Below are 16,914 nucleotides of genomic sequence, written 5' to 3'. Positions count from 1 at the left end.
TCTTTAAAGCTATTTTATCTTACAGTGATCTAAATGTTTAAAAAGCCATTTTGCAAATAGACTGTAGATGATTTTAGCAAAATTGTATATCAGCAGTAACTTTATATTAATCCAGCTAAAAACATCCTCTAGAGCTATCTTTTTGTAGTGGTTTATTTCTGCTTAAAGAATACATTTACCATCATAAAAACTCCTTTAACAGATATATTGTATCGCGATTATAATAAAAATCACCAAACCAACCCAATGATTAGCAGAAAAAGCATTTATACAGTTAGTAATGCCTAATTTTTTATATAAAAAATAATTTCTAATGAAAAATAAACTGCAAACAATAACACCTAGATAAAAAAATATATTAAAATCACAATAAATACCAAGAATTATCAGAAAAACCAAAGCTAACAAATTAAATAAAAAGATATATCTAAATACTTTGTCACCGAATAAAACAGCAGATGAGTTAATACCTATCTCTAGGTCAAACTCTCTATCAGCAAGCGCATAAATAGTATCATAAGCTATGGTCCAACAAATTGTCGATAGATAAAATATCCAGGCTTCTAGAGGTATTTTATTTTGTATAGCTGCGAACGCCATAAAAATACCAAAATTAAAAGCTAAGCCAAGTACTAGCTGTGGTAGCGCAAAAAATCTTTTACAAAAAGGGTAAAGGATAGCTAAAAACATTGCCACAAAAGACAATAAGATTGTAAAGATATTTAAAAAAAGCACACAAATAAAAGCAACGAGTATGAGAATTAGACAAAGGTAAATAGCATTTTTAACACTTAGTTGCCCACTTGTAAGAGGGCGAGTATTGGTGCGAGCTACATGTTTGTCAAAATCTATATCTGCTATATCATTAACAATACAACCTACAGTGCGCATCACTACAACGCCAATAGTAAAAATAACTAGATACTTAATATTTGGTATCCCATGGCTTGCTAAGACTAATGCTGTAAGTGTTGGCCATAAAATCAGTAATATTGGTATAGGGCGATGTAGCCGCATCAGCATAAAATATGCTTTTAGTTGTTGTTTATTCATAATTAGTAGTGCTCCGGTAAAATTATAAAATATTCTGTAATCAAAAATTTAAGTTTTGGATTAACTTTATATTCAAATATAGAGCTGCGTGAGAATATTTCCTTAGCTATATTTCTACCAGTTTCATTATAAAAATCTTCAACTGTAAGTTCACGGATTATAAATTCATCTCTAGCAAATTTAGCTTTATCAAAAAGCAAATTATCACCAATAGGTTTAGTACCAAGTTTATCTAACTCTTGAGTGAAATACTCATAAGTGTTATCAGGAATAATTGTCCTAGCAAAAACTAAGGTTTGGTTGATACTTGAAAGGGTAATTTGTCTTACTAGCGCGCTTTGAATTGCTAAAAGAGATTGTTCAAGAGCATTTACATCAGTAAGTTGTTGTGAAATCTTATCTAGTTTAATTTCACCATAAAATTTAGATAAGCTTGTAACTAGGTTTTTAGCATCATTAAGCCAATATCTTTGCTGTTTGCTTAGATTATCTTTGTTAATAACATTCATATATTAGAAATACCTTAAAGTTAAGGTTTCTTATTTTAATTTCGATTTGTATAATTATACACTTATAAGGCTATGAAATTAATTAAAAGGATTCTAAAATGCGTCCAAGTGGTAGAAATAATGATCAACTACGCAATCTAAAAGTTACACATAATTTTACAAAGCATGCAGAAGGCTCTGTTCTTATTGAGTTTGGTGATACTAAAGTTCTCTGTACAGCCTCTGTAGTAGCAGGTGTACCAAAATTTAAAAAAGATAGTGGAGAAGGTTGGCTAACAGCAGAATATGGGATGTTGCCGCGCTCAACTCATACTCGCATGGATAGAGAAGCAGCACGTGGTAAGCAATCTGGAAGAACTCAAGAAATTCAGCGTCTAATAGGTAGAGCATTACGTGCTAGTGTTGATCTTACAGCTATAGGGGAAAATACTATTAAGGTTGATTGTGATGTGATTCAAGCTGATGGTGGTACGCGTACTGCATCGATCACTGGAGCATCATTAGCTATAGCAGATGCTATAAAATATATGAAACAAAATGGTATGTTAGATGAGCAGGCAAAACCTCTATTATCACAGGTTGCGGCAGTATCTGTTGGTATTTACAATAACGAGCCGGTACTTGATCTTGATTATGATGAAGATTCAAACGCAGAAACTGATATGAATGTGGTTATGAATTCAAATGGCGGCATAATAGAGATTCAAGGTACCGCAGAAGGCAAAGACTTCTCTGAAGAAGAATTTGCGAAAATGCTTGGACTTGCTAAAAAAGGTATCAAGGAGATTTTTGCAACAATATTCTAATCTATGTTGTAATCCTAAAACACTTAATTTACTAATTGAGAAATTAGAGAGTATTTATAAAAGAATTAATTTTTACAAGTAGCTCAAAATCTTTTGATTTTAATTCAAATAAAAAATCTTGTAATGGTTCACTTTTAGCAAACAGTAGTCTTTGTTCTATTTGCTTGATCTGCTCCTCAAGTGTTTGTCTTTGTTGGTACAGCTCTCTAAGCTCTTTATTAGTATTTTTAAAAAAGCTTTGTATATTATCTTCTTTTTTTGTTTGTAGCTTAGTTTTAAGATTAACACTAAGACTAGACACTCTAGTTGTAGAGGGTTTTTTTCTATCGCCTAATGATAGTTTTTTACGTGGTTGTTGCTCTGACATTTATTTACTTCTTTCGTAGTTAGTTAGTGTTTATTGTTTAGAGTTATATAGTTTTGAGTAAAAATTCTTAGCTATTATAGTATATTTAGAATAGAAATTATAGTTTAAACAATCTTTCCGGGAGTGATTTTTAGAGAATTTAGATCAATAAGAGCTACATAACTTATCATCTTGTTCTGCTTCTTTTATTGATAGTTTTGAGGGATCTGCATTTTCAGCATTAGCTTTGATAATATTAGCGCCAGATTCACTAATATTTTTGGTAACTGCACTATAATCATTAACTATATATAGAATGGCCAAAGATTAGATAAAAATCCTGCCGTCTTTTTTAAATCTATATACTTGACGAGTATATGCAGTTACTAGAGATACTTGGTTAGCTATTTTTGTTCTAGTTGCATAGTTTGAGTAAGTAGAAGTTACAAATACTGCTAAAATACTAGTTATAGTCAAAGCTACAGCTAACTACATATAAAAATGTCATGCTGAATTTATTTCAGCATCTCACTATAAGCTCAGAAATTGTTACTCTTTTTTGCAAAAGCTTTAAATACTTTCTAATCATTTCTAAATCTGTTTTTTACATATTTATTATAGCGTATTTTTCTACTAACACCATGCTAAAAAAAACTAGGTATTAAGAGGTTTCTATTGATAATAAGCTTCTAGACTATCTAAGCTTAACACCAATTGAAGTGAGTCTTTTCTCGATAGATGGGTGAGTAGAAAACAAATCAGACATATCACCATTGCTAACTCCGGCACTAAGAGGATCAAAAATATATGATGCACGGCGTAGATTTTCATTTTTATTATGCTTATAGCTATATTGAGCTTCTACAGATTTGCTATCGTTTGCGATCTTTAGTAACGCATTTGCCATTGGCATATTGGTACGCATTAGTTCAACAGCGCCAGCATCTGCCATATACTCTCTTGTACGGCTTAAGAACAGCATCATAAATATGGTAAAGATCTGTAACACATATCTTAAAATCATAATTATGATAAAAAATACGGCAGCATTATTATTACGGTTGTTATTGTTGTTATTACTATTACCTGAGAAAAGCGCTGAGTAAAATAAGAAATCCATAATGATAAGCATCATATTAGACAAAACCATAGTGAATAAATTTAGCTTAATATCTTGGTTTCTAATATGCGTTAGCTCATGAGCCATTACAGCCTGTAGTTCATCACGATTAAGCGCATTGGCAAGCTTTGTTGTGATAGCTACCATCGCCGATTTCTCTGAATATCCTGATGCAAAAGCATTCATATAGTTAGCATCAATTAAAAATACCTTTGGCATATACCGCATCCCAGCAGCTACTTTCATTTCTTCAACGACATTATAAACACGACGTGCAAGAGGATCTTGATTATCTGCAGTAATCTCTTGATATTCTGTACCTGAGAGCATGATTTTGTCATACATACTAAAGGTTACAAATATCCAAATTACTGCTACAACAGAGATTATCAAAGTAGCATAAGGCGGGATCTGAAAAGTTGCTAACCACCAAAACACTTGTCCTATCGGTAGTTGAGCACCATAGTGACTATAGTAAGCATTTGCAAACTCACTATAACGCCATATTGTATCAACAAAAATTCCTAACAAGAAAAATACTACTAAAAAAGTTGCAATTACAAAATAGGTGCGATAAGTATTTTTACGCACAACTTCACGCCAATTTACAGAGCCATATTCTAAATTATCAGTAGCTGGCATTTTCTATAGTTCCACTCTTGAATCTTCTAATTGTTGTTTTTTCTCTTCAGAAATATTCCAGTAAACAAAGTCTTCATTAAGCTTTTTAAATATATTAACTACAATTCCAGCAAAAAAAGACTTTTTATGAGCATTATATCTTTCAATTGAGTCATTAAGTGCTTGTTTAGCAAAAGCTAGTTTGTTTTCAGTAGAGGTGATTTCTTCTTGTAATTGAATTACATTTTGGTTAGCTTTTAGCTCTGGATAGTTTTCAAACTGTACATTTATACCTTTAGCAAGATCAGAAATTTTATTTTCGGCATTTATTCTTTCTTGAATATCACCATTTTCCTTGGCAAGATTAGCTTGGTTTCTTAGCGCTACTACTTGCTTTAAGGTTGTTTGCTCATAGTCCATGTACTTTTTGACAACATTAACTAACGAGTCAAATACCTTAGCACGTCGATCTAGTTGGACATCTATTTGTTTTTCAGAGTTCTTAACAGTCTCGATTTCTGCTATTAGTTTGTTGTATGTTATAACCAAATATACAACTATTACAGCTACTATTATTAGTAGGATTAATCCTATAGACATTTTATTATCTCCTTACATTGAATTTTAATTACTCATATACAAAGATGGCGCTAAATGCTAAAATTTTCAAGGTTTATCTCAGCAACTATTTAATATCTTCTGCTATAAAATCACAGAATGCTTGGGTTAGGGCAGTATGATACTTCTTTTTGTGTAGTAATTTGTAGAAATTTCTCGTTAGATCAAGATCTGTAGCCTCAAGAATACTATATTTAGTCGCATCTAAAGCTTGGGTTGTAATCACTTCAGATATGCAAGCTAAGCAATCACTGTAAGCAATATATTGTTTTATAGCTTCTGAACTGCGTAATGTTATTGCTTTCTTTATACTAGAAACTTTATCTTCTAAAGCATTAAAAAATATCTCAAATGTGCCAGAGCCTTGTTCTCTTGTAGCCCATTCGTATTCTAGCAAATCTTTTATCTTTATATTTTTTTTATCAGATAATGGATGCTTCGCACGACAAATTATTTTTAAGTTATCTTTTGACCATAAAGTTGTAGCTATTATCTGACTATTACATTCACCTTCAACAAAACCAACATCACAGTTTAGTGATTCAACACTATTGATAATCTCTTTTGTATTGCCAGAAATAATTTCAAAATCAGTATCTGGATGGAGTTTTCTAAACAATGCAACATATTTAGGTAAGATATAATTTGCTATTGTTGTACTTGCACCAATAACTATTTTTCCAGATAGCAAAGTGTTATTAGAGCTAAATGTTTCAAACTCCTCTATCTCATCTAAAATCTTAATAGCTTTAGCTAATAGACCTTTACCGTTTGCATTTAGTTTCATACGCTTACCAACACGGTCAAATAGTGTTGTCTCAAGCATATTTTCAAGTTGTGACAGCGACATACTTGCCGCTGCCTGAGAGATGAAGCACTTTTCTGCACCGGCACTGATTGATTCTGATTTTGCAGTATTGACAAAAACTTGAAGTTGTTTTAAGGTGATACGCATTTGTATATTTTAATAATTACTTAAGCTATATGATTCTATTATAAGTTTTTCTGATATTCAATATCATTAATATCTATTTCAGTAGTTACCAAATACTTGGTTATAATAGTCTCTAGTTAAAATAATCGAGAAGTTGTATGAAAAATCTCATAAAATATAAATGGGCTGTAGTTGGCGCAGGCCCTGCTGGCATCGCTGTTGTTGGTCAGCTTTTAGATAATGGCATAAAAGCTAGTGATATACTTTGGTTAGATTCAAATTTTAGTGTCGGTGATTTTGGTAGTAAATGGGGCGAGGTCAGCAGTAATACAACTGTAGAATTATTTCTTAGGTTTCTTAATGAAACACAAGCTTTTGAATATACAAAAAAAACACAGAAATTTGCTATTGATGAATTTGCTAAACAAGGTTTTACGCAATTAAAAGATGTTAGTGAACCATTACAGTGGATTACAAATAACCTAATGCAAAAAGTTGATTATAGCTTTGATACTATTAGTGATATGAAAATAGCTCAAGGTGTTTGGAATCTATATGGTACGAGAAAGAATTATATGGCTGAGAAAGTTGTTCTAGCTACAGGTTCTTTAGCAAAATCTTTAAATATCCATAATTGTGAAATTACTAAAGAAATATATCTTTCTAAGGCCTTAGCACCTAGTAAGCTAAAAAATGAGCTTCTCAAGGATGATAATGTTGCAGTTTTTGGTTCATCTCATTCAGCGATGATAATTATTAGAAACTTACTTGAGCTTGGAGTTGAGGATATCGCGAATTTTTATCGTCAACCTTTAAGATATGCCGTTAATATGGGTGATTGGATCTTGTATGACAATTCTGGCTTAAAAGGTGAGACAGCTAAATGGGTTAGAGAAAATATTTCTCAAAACCTTGATAATCGAGTTAAAAGATATCTATCAACAGATGAAGAGATAAATAAGCATCTACATAAGTATAACAAAGTTATCTATGCGGTAGGTTTTGAGCAAAGAGTACCTGGTGTTGAGGGCATTGATGTTAGGATATATGATCCTGCAACTGGGATTATTGCTCCAGGACTTTTTGGCGCAGGTATAGCTTTTCCGCGTAAGGTTACTGATCCTAACGGTAATGTTGAGTTAAATGTTGGCTTATTTAAGTTTATGAAAGATATTAGACATTTTTTACCGTTATGGATGAAGTATGATATTTAGCTTATTTTAGTAATCTTAATGAGTTTATTATCACAATCAGGGTAGCTCCCATATCAGCAGCTATCGCCATCCATAAAGTAGCTAAATCAAGCATAGCTAAAGATATAAATATAGCTTTTATGGCTATAGCAAAGCTTATATTTTGTTTTATTATTTTAAGGGTTTTTTTTGAATGCTTGATAAGCCAAGCAAGCTTTGAGATATCATCTGTCATCAAGGCAATATCTGCTGTCTCTATTGCGATGTCATTACCAATTGCAGCCATTGCGATTCCTAATTTTGCTGTTGCTAGAGCTGGAGCATCGTTAATACCGTCACCAACCATTGCAACACTAGCATAGCTATTAACTAACTCCTCAACCTTAGTAACTTTATCTTGTGGTAGTAGTTCAGCATAAAAACTATTAATTCCAGCTTGTGTTGCAATAGCTTTTGCAGTTGCAGGATTATCACCTGTAAGCATTATAGTTTGACTAATTCCGAGACTTTTTAGTTGTTTTAGACAGCCATTAATGTTGTCTTTTATCTTATCTTGTATAGCTATAATACCAATTATATCTTTACTATTACCAATAAATATAAGCGTCAAACCGCTATCTTCAAGTTTCGTAGCTTTTTGGTGTAGCAGGCTATTATTACAAAGCTGTTTTTCATGAGCAAAAGCATGGTTACCAAGCCAAAAACTATTATTGTCAATTTCTCCGGTTACACCTTTACCACTGATAACTTCAGTATTACTAGCTTGTGTGAATATTATATTATTGTTGTTAGCATAGTCTAAAACAGCTTGGGCAATCGGATGATCAACTGTGCTTTCAAGACTTGCCGCTATAGTGATTAAGTATTGTTTAGAAAAGTTCTCAGCTACAACTATTTCTGTAATGCTAGGTTGCCCTAGAGTTAATGTACCAGTTTTATCAAAGGCAATAGCTTTAAGTGTAGCTGGTATTTCTATAAACTCACCACCTTTTATCAAAATACCATTTCTAGCGGCTTTTGCTAAACTTGAAACTATCGAAATTGGTGTTGATATTACTAACGCGCAAGGGCAAGCTATGACAAGTATAACTAGTGCCTGATATATCCATTTAAGCCAAGCTTGACCTAGAAATAAAGGGGGTAAAATGGCTATTAGTAAAGCTAAAACTATCATTGTAGGTGTATAAATTCGCGCGAACTTATCGACCCATTTTTCTGCTTTAGAGCGTTTTGCTTGAGCATGTTCAATCGCTTGGATTATTTTTGCAACTGATGAGTTATCAGCAGTTTTTGTCGTTTTTATTTCAATAGTAGAGCTGCCATTTATACTTCCTGCAAAGACTTCATCATTGATTGTTTTCTCTACTGGAATGGATTCACCAGTAATAGGCGCTTGGTTGATATAGCCACTACCTTTGATAATAACTCCATCTAAAGCAATTCTTTGTCCTGGCTTTATAAGTACTCTTTTACCTATATTTATTTCTGCTATGGGTTTTTCTTCAAACTGCTTATCATGGCAGCAGTAAACTAAGGCTTTATCTGGAGTTAGTTGCATAAGTTTTGTTATTGCTGAACGAGCATTATTGATACTCCATGATTCAAGTAAAAGTGAAAAGGCAAATAAAAAGCTCACTACAGCTGCCTCAAATAATTGACCGATAATTAGCGCGCCAATTATAGCAATTAGCATCAATAGATTCATATCAGCAGCAAGTCTCTTAAGCGAAGCTAAAGCCTTAGGCACAACAAACCAGCTACCAAACACTATAGCTAGTAAATAAGCCATTTGTGGTATAAAAGGAGTTACTTGCTCAGAGTTATCATTAGCAATAAAAGCATGTATAAATCCACTAGCTATACCATGATAAATATAACCAAAAACAATAAAGATACCACTAATTATTGTTGTAATTAATCTTGAATGTTTATTGTAAAAATTAGTATCGCGATTTTTTGAAATATACTCATCCCACGTTGATGCTTTTAGTCCTGATTTCTTTATCAAAGCGATAATTTCTTTTGTAGAGATATCGCTAGCATTGATTGAAAGTTTGCCATTAAGTAAATCAAACTGCATACTCTGCTCGGCAACTTTCTTAGCTAATGCTTTTTTGATGATATTGACTTCTTCGATACAATCTAAACCGTATACTTTGAATTTCAAATATTGCTGTGTATTATTCATAGGATATTCTCCTTTGCGTGTATTTCTGGTAGATGCTCAAGTTCTTGCGCTATTAGCTGTTTTACAAGCTTTTGATCAGATTGAATAGTCTCATCATCAGCAAGGATATCTAAAAGCCAATTTAACTGTTGTTGGTAGGCAGAATTAAAATAGAAGTAATGGAATCTACCTTGTTTGCGTTTATGAATAAAACCATTACGCCTAAGTATATCTAGGTGTTTTGATAGGGTTGAGTTAGCAAGTTTAAAAATATGTGCTAAATGACAAAGGCATAACTGATGTTGATAAACTACCATTAGAATTCTAATTCTAGTTTCATCACCCAAAGCTTTTTGAAAGTCGACAATATTGGCTAATTTCATTTTTATAACTATGTTTCGCTAAATAACGAAATTATATAGCTAAAAAATTTTCGTGTCAATTGGTTATATGCAGACCAATTACATTGATTTCTTATAGATATGTCGGTTTTATTAGAGTATTCCTTAATGTGGCTATAACCTAATATCCATGCTAATAAACAGCGCCTTTGGACTTTAATAACTCAGCTATATCTTTATGACCATTTTGGCTAGCTACCCAAAGAGGGGTAATGCCACTATTACTTGCCTTGTTTAGTTCTACCTTATCATTTGATATTAATAACTTAACTATATTTATATAACCATAGTAACAAGCTGCCCAAAGAGGGGTAATGCCATTATGATCTGCCTGGTTTAGGTCTACTTTATCGTTTGATATTAATAACTCAACTATATTTATATGACCAAGTTGGCAAGCTATCATAAAAGGGGTAGTGCCACTATTATTTTTTGCCTTGTTTGGATCTACTTTATCGTTTGATAGTAATAACTCAACTATGTCTGTACAACCATGTTCGCAAGCTATCCAAAAAGGGGTAGTGCCATCATTTGTTGGCTTGTTTACTTCAGTTTCTTGATCTAATAGTAATGACTTAACTACATCAGTATGATTTTTTTCAGAAGCTATGCATAGTAAGAAAGTGTTTATATGGTATTTTTTTTGAACCATATAATCTAAGTTTTTCTTGTAATTTTCCTCATCATCACTAATAAATTTTGATTGTATTTGCTTTAGTAGAGAATATACAAGCTTAGTATACTCTTGATTAGTTTCTATTACTTTATTAGATATTAAGTTCTTTTCTTCTAAAAGAATGTATAGTCATTAATATCTTTACAATTATTTTTTATCCTATTATATAGATCTTCATTAAGTTTATTATTATAGGAGCCTTGTCCAACAAGTTGATTATAAAGGCTAATTTTAAAGGGCCCAAAATCAAAATCAACTATCTGTGTGGGGGCAATAAATATAGTAACATTTAAGGCTAGTATTTCTTTTTCAGTATGAAACGACTTAAATAATTGTGTTGCAAGTTCAGCTGCTAATTTTTTATCTTCATAATAAAGAAAGCTTTTTGTTAGGTAGTCATGGCCATTGTTAAGGTAGTTAGCATCAAAGTAGTTAACTTCAAGGTATTTAGTAAAAGAATTAAATTGAGTAGTACAAGCTGTAGCATGACTATGTGAATTAAAAATAATTAAATATGGTTTTTTAGCTAACGGATTTTCAGATAACTTATTTTTCAAGTTAGTTATTAGTGGCTCAAGGTATGTCGCAGAAAAGTCAGTTTGATTACCAGCATATGGTTTATTATATATTTCTAATAAAGGCAAATTACAAGCTTCATAGATACTGTCTTTTTGAAATAAACTAGCATTTATAACGTATTTAGAAGCCTCATATCCATTCTGGAGACTTAAATTAGGATTTATTCGATCAGTAAAAAAATAAGTTTTTGTTGGGTTATGGTAAAGAAGTAAACCGTCTAAAAATGCTCTTATTGATAAAAGTAGATCATAGCCTTGTTTTAGTATACCCTCTCCTCCCTGAGTAGCGATAAAAATACAAAATTCAGGGGGACGAGGGCGGACCTTAGTCCAATTTTTTATGTTCGCACTAAGGCTTTTACTTTTTTTACTATAGTCGTCTGTCAAGATCGCTAGACGTTTAGAAAAAGTTTCTTGATCATCAGCTAAGACAGCTTGTCCCCACATATACGCTAGACCAAAACATAAACCAGCAGGTAGACCTAATTCACCGTAATAATCTCCCCAATCACAATTAACTGATATATCTTTTATATTCTCTCTTAAAAGCTCATATTTAGATTTAGGCATTGATAACACTCCAAGGTAATAAAGCTGCATAATCTTCTATAATTTTAGAATAAGGCAATCTCTTCATAATATCTACATAATATTGATATGGTTTTAAATTATTATACTTCTTGTGAATGATTTTACAAAAAAAATTATGTCTCTTTTCTATTGATTCTGTTGCAAAACTCTAAAAAAGACTATTGATTTAATCTACTGAAATCAGTTTAAATTTTATAAACTACTTCAGAAAGACTTTAAAAGGTATATATGTTATCGCATATTCTAAAATAGCTAGCTTTGTTGCTGGTGAATAACTCCTAAATTTTTTGAAATATCTTGCAGTTTATTCAGATTTTCACAATCTTTCTTAGACTTACAGTTAGTATTTATATATATTTTTTCAGCATTATTACAAGTTCTGTTTATTGTACAATCAAAGCCATTTTTTAGTAAATAGATTTTACCGTTAGAATCTCGGTAAATTTGGAAATTATTATAGCTATCATTTTGTTGTCGGTTATTACTATTTTCTTTTTTATCATTATCACTGTTATTTTTATCAGCTCCATGTTCGGCTAAGGCTAATGATAAGGTTGAGCAACATAATATTATAGCTAAAAGTATTTTTGTATATTTGCGCATATCAAACTTTTATTTTATTAAATTGTTTAGCATCAAAATCATTTATATAAATGTTTTTATTTGTAAAAATAAACAAAACTCCATATTTGGCAATAATTTTCTTTATTTCTTCATTCCTAAATTCGACAGCATATAATTGATTTAGTACACTTGTACCTAAAGTATATACATATTGTTGGTATGTATCATTATTATGAGTAATAATATAGACCTGATGTTCATTTTTTTTTACAACTAATGGAGCTGAATCTGGGATGTTATTTAATATTCCAACAGTTTTTAGTTTCTGGTTATTTACATCTGTTTTTAAAAAGTATAGCATATTTGATTCAAAAATTAGTACATCGTTAGCATTTAAATTAGAGTCTAGATCAAGACTTATAACATAATTATTTTCTTTGTTTAGGTTATCTAAGTTTATTTTGCTTATTTCATTTACAGTATATGTGTTTGGCTTGCTACCCTTGATGCTATTATCTTTATAATTGGTTGAGTATATGCTGAGAGATTCTTTTGTATTAATCAAAAAACTTTCTTTTTTCTCCTTATCTAGGATTATTAGTTGAGGGTCAGTATCTTTAGCAGAGTTATACCAAGCTACTTGTGAAATATTTTTAAAAGAATGGTTGACTTTAATATTGTTACTTAAATCTATAGTAGCTTGTGAACTATGGTTTACTAAGTTTGTGAGAGATGTTTTTAAAACATCAATCTTTTTTTTGTCATATACAGCTATTAGCAATATCCAGTGGCCATTTTCTAAATTCCAACCAAGTTTTAAGCTATAGTCTTTATCTAATTTTAAAGAAGAAATATCCAGCTCTTCAGTGTTTTCTCCAATTGAAAATCTCAATAATTTATCAGATTTATCAATATAACCTACATATCCTCTTTGAGAGTCAATTATTCTGCTAGAATTATTTAGATGATAGCTTTTTTGTTCAGGGTTCATTCTACCTGTACTAATATACGGGACATTTATTGGTATAAGGTTATCTTGATAAGCTATCATGGAATGTTTAGGTAGTTTGTTTAGTACTAAATTACTAGTTTGTTTGACAGTATCTTTATAAAGAAGTTTGTGAGATATATTATAAGTTATATATAACGGCTCTGCGTGGTAGAGCTCGATATTTGTGTTGTTTAAGTAAAAAGAAGGAGATGTTTTTATAATTGTGTTTATAGATTTGTAATCCCCAAATATTTTTTCGCCTAAATGATCTTGATCTATTTGAAGTTCTGTTTCAGAACTCATTTGAGAGTTACGTTTAATAATTAATTGGTTGATTCGGTCAGTATTATCCTTTGAAATAAGGCTTTTTATGGATGTTAAATCTGTTTTTGTAACATATGAGATAGCTGATGCAGTGGCTAACACAGCAAAACCAAATATTAGTACTGATGTTAGGGAAGAGCCTTTTAGCTTGGGTTTTAATCTCATAGTTTATACCTTATTTAAATTAGAACAACTTTGGTAAAATTTTTGCCATCTACACTAAAAGAGAACTTCAGTGCAGGCGTATTTAATGTATCTACATCCGTATCACTTGATATATTATTCCAAATAATTTGGTCATTTTTTATTGTAGCATAGCTAACTTTTAGATTCTCTACGCTACTAACTAATTCATAATTTTGACCTACCGAAGAGCCACTTTTTATATACAAAAATAACGAATAAATAGTATTGCCGGAATTATCAACTCTACCACTATCTCCTATATAAAATAAAAGTATTTCAAATTTGCCAGCATAATCATCAACGATATACTGACCAGTAGCAGGCTGAAATAATGTTATATCATTTGAGTTACCAACATGTGAAACTTTGACTAAATCAATTTGATCACTATTGCATAATGCTAGGTAGTCACCGGGATTGATACTATTAGTAGAATCAAGGTAAAGAGTTGAGTTAACTAAGTTAGCAGCTAAATAAGTCGATTTTGTTTCGGTTTTTACCATAATATAATCAGTATTGTTTTGGTAGCATGTACCCGAGCAGCTAGTACCTAAATTAGTCTGTAGATAGTCTGAAATATTCGGAGATATATTACCAATTCTTATATTCGATGAATCTGTAAGAAAGCTATGTGCAGATAAATCATCACCAGTATCATTGATATATGTTTGAGTATTTGTACCATATGCACATGATAGTCCAGAATTTATGATGCTATCATAAATAGCTTGTTTAACAGTTAGCTCTTTTATATCAATACTTGCTTTTTGAGCTGAATGGTTGTAAAAATCTTTAAAATTAAAAAAAATAATAATTGCTGTAGAAGCTGCTATAAGACTTATAGTCATTGCTACAAGAAGCTCAACAATACTTAAGCCACGACTATATTTACTAGCAGTGTAAAGCAATATTCTGTCTATCATTGTGTTGTATTTTAATTTCGTTGGAAAATAATTTTATCACTAGTAGTTTTTATTTTAAATTGGTGTTAGTCATGATTAGCTCTTGTGGTCTCTTTTGAAATAGATATATCAAAAGCAGTGTTGCTTGCTTCAAATCTGATTAGATTTGGGTTTTCATTAACATCACTTTGAGAAAAAGTTATGCTTCCAGAGGAAGTTGTATCAAAACTCCCAAGCATTGAATAATCCTCGATTCTCTGATCTAACGTATCTATAAGTTCAACTTTTTTGTCTGCAAGAGTATTATTAATAATAGTGGAGGAGATTAAAAGTGAAAAAGCAGTTAATATAAATAAAATTATAGAGATAGATATGATTGCTTCGATCAGAGATATTCCTTGTAGGTATTTATGTTTCTTTATTCGCATACTGAGTTTGGCTTATAAATCTGAGCCCAATAGTAACATATTTTCTAAGTGTTGTAGAAAAAATTATGAAGATAAAATCAATACTGCTTCTGGAAAAGATTGAGCAGAGAAGTTATTTATCGGCTGTAAGTTATAACCGTATGTTACTGAAATAATGCTAAAAATTGTCATTATTCTTAATATAATTTTTTCATTGTGATCTTCTTAACAATTTAATTAATAACTGCTGTAAGTATTATTTCGTTTAAATAGATTAAAGTTAAATATATTGCTTTTATTGAAGTGATAGAAATATGTTATATTATAGAGGTATTTACACTTTAGCAACTATAGAATATATTAGAACTAAGAGAGTAGAAAAATTCAATTTATGCAAAAAAATATACTTGTTTTAGGAGCAGGAGCTTGGGGTACAGCATTAGCATTACAGCTTGCATATAGAGGACATAACGTAAGAATTAACTCATGGAAAGCTAAGCATAATCAGCAAATGCTAGAGGATAACAACAATCATAAATATCTACCAAGTATAGAGAAATTTCCTGCTAAGTTAAAAGCTATTCAAGATTGGCAAGCTAGTATCAGTGAATTTGATGATATATTAGTTGCGACTCCGAGCTCTGGTTTTAAGAACACTATTCTAGAGTTAAAAGAGTGTATCTTACCACAGCAGAATATTATCAGCGCAACGAAAGGTTTTTGCCATGATAGCTATGCTTTATTAAGTGAAATAGCGGAGGATATTTTACCAAATACAAAGTTTGCTTTATTAACAGGGCCAAGTTTTGCTAAAGAGTTGGCTAACCAGCTCCCAACAGCTGTGGTAGTAGCCTCAAAAGATATTGATTATGCGCGCTATGTTCAGGAGCTTTTTAGTAATGAGAATTTTAGATGCTACACAACAACTGATATCATTGGCGCTCAAGTTGGTGGTGCTGTCAAAAATGTCTTAGCAATTACAGCTGGGATTGCTGTAGGTATGGAATTTGGTGTTAATGCTCATGCAGCACTAATTACTCGAGGCCTTGCTGAGATAAAAAAATTAGGACTTAAATTAGGCGCAAATTCTGAAACTTTTATTGGGCTTAGTTGTTTGGGGGATTTATTGTTAACATGCTCAGATAATCAGTCACGTAATCGTAGATTTGGTTTATATTTAGGTCAAGGTCTGACTATACAACAAGCGCTGGAAAAAGTAAATAATGTTGTTGAGGGTTATTTTACTGCAAAAGCAGTCTATAGGCTTGCTAAAAAGCATAATGTTGATATGCCTTTAGTATTTGCTACTTACAGAATTTTGTATGAGGCTGCTGACCCTAAAGATATAGCCAAAGAGCTTATGACTCGTCAACTAAAAAATGAAAATTAATTAGTCGCCAGCAACTTGTTTTGGAACATAATCTTTTAGGTTGGTTTGTTGCATTTTGACTTTGGTATTAAAAGCATAATCACCGATCTTTACAAGAGGCTGAACTAAAGTAGAGTTTTGCCATAATGAATTGTCTTTGAAAGTATCAAAAGAGTTTAGCGTTGAGCAAACTATAGCAAATATAAAGCTAAAGCGCACCAAGGCAATAACAAAAGCAAATAAGGTGTTTGAGAGGCTTTCTTTTTCTTTATTATTACGCAAAAAGACTTTCATAATGCCAAAAATTATTAAATATGCACACAGTAATACTAATACAAATGATACTACGTAAGCTGTGCCTGGGTCTTCGATTATCGAACTGATATATACTTGCTGGATTTTTTGCGCTAAGATCCCAGCCATAATAACAGCAAATACCATAAGTATTAATAGCACAATATTTTTGAAGAGTCCCTTAACAGCAGCAAATAAACTTAATATTAAGATGATTATTATTATCAAAATATCTAAAAAATTAAGGCTTGCTAGAAATTCCAT

22 protein-coding genes and 1 pseudogene are annotated in these 16,914 nt (G+C 31.4%); 4 read left to right on the top strand and 19 right to left on the bottom strand.

Going from position 1 to position 16,914, the window contains the following annotated elements; translation table 11 throughout:
• Positions 1-9: 9 nt before the first annotated feature.
• From CGC45_RS09555 to CGC45_RS07180, 3 genes and pseudogenes are all read right to left on the bottom strand, one after another.
• Positions 10-102: pseudogene (locus CGC45_RS09555) on the bottom strand (DUF393 domain-containing protein); the annotation flags it as partial.
• 93 nt (positions 103-195) lie between these two features.
• On the bottom strand, positions 196-1,053 hold the full coding sequence (ubiA, locus tag CGC45_RS07185; RefSeq protein ID WP_071629628.1) for a 4-hydroxybenzoate octaprenyltransferase: 858 nt from the start codon (positions 1,051-1,053) through the stop codon (positions 196-198).
• Between the two features lie 2 nt (positions 1,054-1,055).
• Positions 1,056-1,562: a chorismate--pyruvate lyase family protein gene (locus CGC45_RS07180; protein ID WP_071629627.1), complete on the bottom strand. Its 507-nt coding sequence runs from the start codon at positions 1,560-1,562 to the stop codon at positions 1,056-1,058.
• Positions 1,563-1,660: 98 nt separating this feature from the next.
• Between CGC45_RS07180 and rph the strand changes: the two genes are divergently transcribed.
• Positions 1,661-2,368: a ribonuclease PH gene (rph, locus tag CGC45_RS07175; protein ID WP_071629626.1), complete on the top strand. Its 708-nt coding sequence runs from the start codon at positions 1,661-1,663 to the stop codon at positions 2,366-2,368.
• A gap of 43 nt (positions 2,369-2,411) precedes the next feature.
• Here rph and CGC45_RS07170 read toward each other — a convergent pair whose 3' ends face one another.
• From CGC45_RS07170 to CGC45_RS07150, 6 genes are all read right to left on the bottom strand, one after another.
• Positions 2,412-2,735 carry a hypothetical protein gene (locus tag CGC45_RS07170; protein ID WP_071629625.1) on the bottom strand — a complete coding sequence of 108 codons (324 nt, stop codon included), beginning with the start codon at positions 2,733-2,735 and terminating at the stop codon, positions 2,412-2,414.
• A 144-nt stretch (positions 2,736-2,879) separates the two neighbouring features.
• Complete coding sequence (locus tag CGC45_RS09385; protein WP_232310091.1) at positions 2,880-3,038, bottom strand: hypothetical protein; 159 nt, start codon at positions 3,036-3,038, stop codon at positions 2,880-2,882.
• A gap of 3 nt (positions 3,039-3,041) precedes the next feature.
• Positions 3,042-3,191, bottom strand: coding sequence for a hypothetical protein (locus CGC45_RS09380; RefSeq protein ID WP_232310090.1), 150 nt, complete (start codon positions 3,189-3,191; stop codon positions 3,042-3,044).
• 217 nt (positions 3,192-3,408) lie between these two features.
• Complete coding sequence (gene htpX / locus CGC45_RS07160; RefSeq protein WP_071629624.1) at positions 3,409-4,476, bottom strand: zinc metalloprotease HtpX; 1,068 nt, start codon at positions 4,474-4,476, stop codon at positions 3,409-3,411.
• A gap of 3 nt (positions 4,477-4,479) precedes the next feature.
• The gene (locus tag CGC45_RS07155) at positions 4,480-5,055 is read right to left on the bottom strand and encodes a LemA family protein (RefSeq protein ID WP_071629623.1); all 576 of its coding nucleotides are present in this window, start codon (positions 5,053-5,055) and stop codon (positions 4,480-4,482) included.
• Between the two features lie 85 nt (positions 5,056-5,140).
• A complete protein-coding gene (locus CGC45_RS07150; RefSeq protein WP_071629622.1) occupies positions 5,141-6,028 on the bottom strand; it encodes a LysR substrate-binding domain-containing protein in 888 nt (295 codons plus the stop codon).
• Between the two features lie 137 nt (positions 6,029-6,165).
• On the opposite strand from CGC45_RS07150, the gene CGC45_RS07145 reads away from it, so the two are divergent.
• On the top strand, positions 6,166-7,221 hold the full coding sequence (locus CGC45_RS07145) for an FAD-dependent oxidoreductase (RefSeq protein WP_071629621.1): 1,056 nt from the start codon (positions 6,166-6,168) through the stop codon (positions 7,219-7,221).
• Between the two features lies 1 nt (position 7,222).
• Here CGC45_RS07145 and CGC45_RS07140 read toward each other — a convergent pair whose 3' ends face one another.
• From CGC45_RS07140 to CGC45_RS07110, 7 genes are all read right to left on the bottom strand, one after another.
• A complete protein-coding gene (locus tag CGC45_RS07140) occupies positions 7,223-9,388 on the bottom strand; it encodes a heavy metal translocating P-type ATPase (RefSeq protein WP_071629620.1) in 2,166 nt (721 codons plus the stop codon).
• Entirely contained in the window at positions 9,385-9,750 is a 366-nt protein-coding gene (locus CGC45_RS07135; protein WP_071629619.1) for an ArsR/SmtB family transcription factor, read from the bottom strand. Before CGC45_RS07135 ends, CGC45_RS07140 begins: the two co-directional genes overlap by 4 nt.
• Positions 9,751-9,901: 151 nt before the next feature.
• The gene (locus tag CGC45_RS07130; RefSeq protein WP_071629618.1) at positions 9,902-10,420 is read right to left on the bottom strand and encodes an ankyrin repeat domain-containing protein; all 519 of its coding nucleotides are present in this window, start codon (positions 10,418-10,420) and stop codon (positions 9,902-9,904) included.
• 137 nt (positions 10,421-10,557) lie between these two features.
• On the bottom strand, positions 10,558-11,592 hold the full coding sequence (locus CGC45_RS07125; RefSeq protein ID WP_071629617.1) for a hypothetical protein: 1,035 nt from the start codon (positions 11,590-11,592) through the stop codon (positions 10,558-10,560).
• A complete protein-coding gene (locus CGC45_RS09550) occupies positions 11,585-11,659 on the bottom strand; it encodes a hypothetical protein (protein WP_371665001.1) in 75 nt (24 codons plus the stop codon). Before CGC45_RS09550 ends, CGC45_RS07125 begins: the two co-directional genes overlap by 8 nt.
• A 206-nt stretch (positions 11,660-11,865) precedes the next feature.
• Complete coding sequence (locus CGC45_RS07115) at positions 11,866-12,216, bottom strand: hypothetical protein (RefSeq protein WP_071629616.1); 351 nt, start codon at positions 12,214-12,216, stop codon at positions 11,866-11,868.
• A gap of 1 nt (position 12,217) precedes the next feature.
• Positions 12,218-13,471: a hypothetical protein gene (locus CGC45_RS07110; protein WP_157092988.1), complete on the bottom strand. Its 1,254-nt coding sequence runs from the start codon at positions 13,469-13,471 to the stop codon at positions 12,218-12,220.
• A 67-nt stretch (positions 13,472-13,538) separates the two neighbouring features.
• Here CGC45_RS07110 and CGC45_RS09035 point away from each other — a divergent pair, with 67 nt between their 5' ends.
• Positions 13,539-13,694, top strand: coding sequence for a hypothetical protein (locus CGC45_RS09035; protein ID WP_157092987.1), 156 nt, complete (start codon positions 13,539-13,541; stop codon positions 13,692-13,694).
• Here the strand turns inward: CGC45_RS09035 and CGC45_RS07105 are convergent.
• Both CGC45_RS07105 and CGC45_RS07100 read right to left on the bottom strand, forming a co-directional pair.
• Entirely contained in the window at positions 13,672-14,601 is a 930-nt protein-coding gene (locus CGC45_RS07105; RefSeq protein ID WP_071629614.1) for a PilW family protein, read from the bottom strand. The two genes, CGC45_RS09035 and CGC45_RS07105, sit on opposite strands and share 23 nt — an antisense overlap.
• 65 nt (positions 14,602-14,666) lie before the next feature.
• Entirely contained in the window at positions 14,667-15,008 is a 342-nt protein-coding gene (locus CGC45_RS07100) for a hypothetical protein (RefSeq protein ID WP_071629613.1), read from the bottom strand.
• A 370-nt stretch (positions 15,009-15,378) separates the two neighbouring features.
• On the opposite strand from CGC45_RS07100, the gene CGC45_RS07095 reads away from it, so the two are divergent.
• Positions 15,379-16,377, top strand: coding sequence for an NAD(P)H-dependent glycerol-3-phosphate dehydrogenase (locus CGC45_RS07095; protein WP_071629612.1), 999 nt, complete (start codon positions 15,379-15,381; stop codon positions 16,375-16,377).
• On the opposite strand, the gene CGC45_RS07090 is transcribed toward CGC45_RS07095, so the two are convergent.
• Positions 16,378-16,914 (bottom strand): CvpA family protein, encoded by a 537-nt coding sequence (locus tag CGC45_RS07090; RefSeq protein WP_071629611.1) that lies wholly within the window; start codon positions 16,912-16,914, stop codon positions 16,378-16,380.

The sequence above is a fragment of the Francisella opportunistica genome, from assembly GCF_003347135.1.
In the GTDB taxonomy this organism is placed as follows: domain Bacteria; phylum Pseudomonadota; class Gammaproteobacteria; order Francisellales; family Francisellaceae; genus Francisella; species Francisella opportunistica.
The sequence above is the reverse complement of the archived record's forward strand: the minus strand, read 5'-3'. Positions and strand labels throughout refer to the sequence as shown.

Bases quoted from the DNA above. Each gene is read 5' to 3' on its own strand.
- ubiA (WP_071629628.1), bottom strand. From the start codon at position 1,053: ATGAATAAACAACAACTAAAAGCATATTTTATGCTGATGCGGCTACAT.
- CGC45_RS07180 (WP_071629627.1), bottom strand. From the start codon at position 1,562: ATGAATGTTATTAACAAAGATAATCTAAGCAAACAGCAAAGATATTGG.
- rph (WP_071629626.1), top strand. From the start codon at position 1,661: ATGCGTCCAAGTGGTAGAAATAATGATCAACTACGCAATCTAAAAGTT.
- CGC45_RS07170 (WP_071629625.1), bottom strand. From the start codon at position 2,735: ATGTCAGAGCAACAACCACGTAAAAAACTATCATTAGGCGATAGAAAA.
- htpX (WP_071629624.1), bottom strand. From the start codon at position 4,476: ATGCCAGCTACTGATAATTTAGAATATGGCTCTGTAAATTGGCGTGAA.
- CGC45_RS07155 (WP_071629623.1), bottom strand. From the start codon at position 5,055: ATGTCTATAGGATTAATCCTACTAATAATAGTAGCTGTAATAGTTGTA.
- CGC45_RS07150 (WP_071629622.1), bottom strand. From the start codon at position 6,028: ATGCGTATCACCTTAAAACAACTTCAAGTTTTTGTCAATACTGCAAAA.
- CGC45_RS07145 (WP_071629621.1), top strand. From the start codon at position 6,166: ATGAAAAATCTCATAAAATATAAATGGGCTGTAGTTGGCGCAGGCCCT.
- CGC45_RS07140 (WP_071629620.1), bottom strand. From the start codon at position 9,388: ATGAATAATACACAGCAATATTTGAAATTCAAAGTATACGGTTTAGAT.
- CGC45_RS07135 (WP_071629619.1), bottom strand. From the start codon at position 9,750: ATGAAATTAGCCAATATTGTCGACTTTCAAAAAGCTTTGGGTGATGAA.
- CGC45_RS07130 (WP_071629618.1), bottom strand. From the start codon at position 10,420: ATGGTTCAAAAAAAATACCATATAAACACTTTCTTACTATGCATAGCT.
- CGC45_RS07125 (WP_071629617.1), bottom strand. From the start codon at position 11,592: ATGCCTAAATCTAAATATGAGCTTTTAAGAGAGAATATAAAAGATATA.
- CGC45_RS07115 (WP_071629616.1), bottom strand. From the start codon at position 12,216: ATGCGCAAATATACAAAAATACTTTTAGCTATAATATTATGTTGCTCA.
- CGC45_RS07110 (WP_157092988.1), bottom strand. From the start codon at position 13,471: ATGAGTTCTGAAACAGAACTTCAAATAGATCAAGATCATTTAGGCGAA.
- CGC45_RS09035 (WP_157092987.1), top strand. From the start codon at position 13,539: ATGGATGTTAAATCTGTTTTTGTAACATATGAGATAGCTGATGCAGTG.
- CGC45_RS07105 (WP_071629614.1), bottom strand. From the start codon at position 14,601: ATGATAGACAGAATATTGCTTTACACTGCTAGTAAATATAGTCGTGGC.
- CGC45_RS07100 (WP_071629613.1), bottom strand. From the start codon at position 15,008: ATGCGAATAAAGAAACATAAATACCTACAAGGAATATCTCTGATCGAA.
- CGC45_RS07095 (WP_071629612.1), top strand. From the start codon at position 15,379: ATGCAAAAAAATATACTTGTTTTAGGAGCAGGAGCTTGGGGTACAGCA.
- CGC45_RS07090 (WP_071629611.1), bottom strand. From the start codon at position 16,914: ATGGAATTTCTAGCAAGCCTTAATTTTTTAGATATTTTGATAATAATA.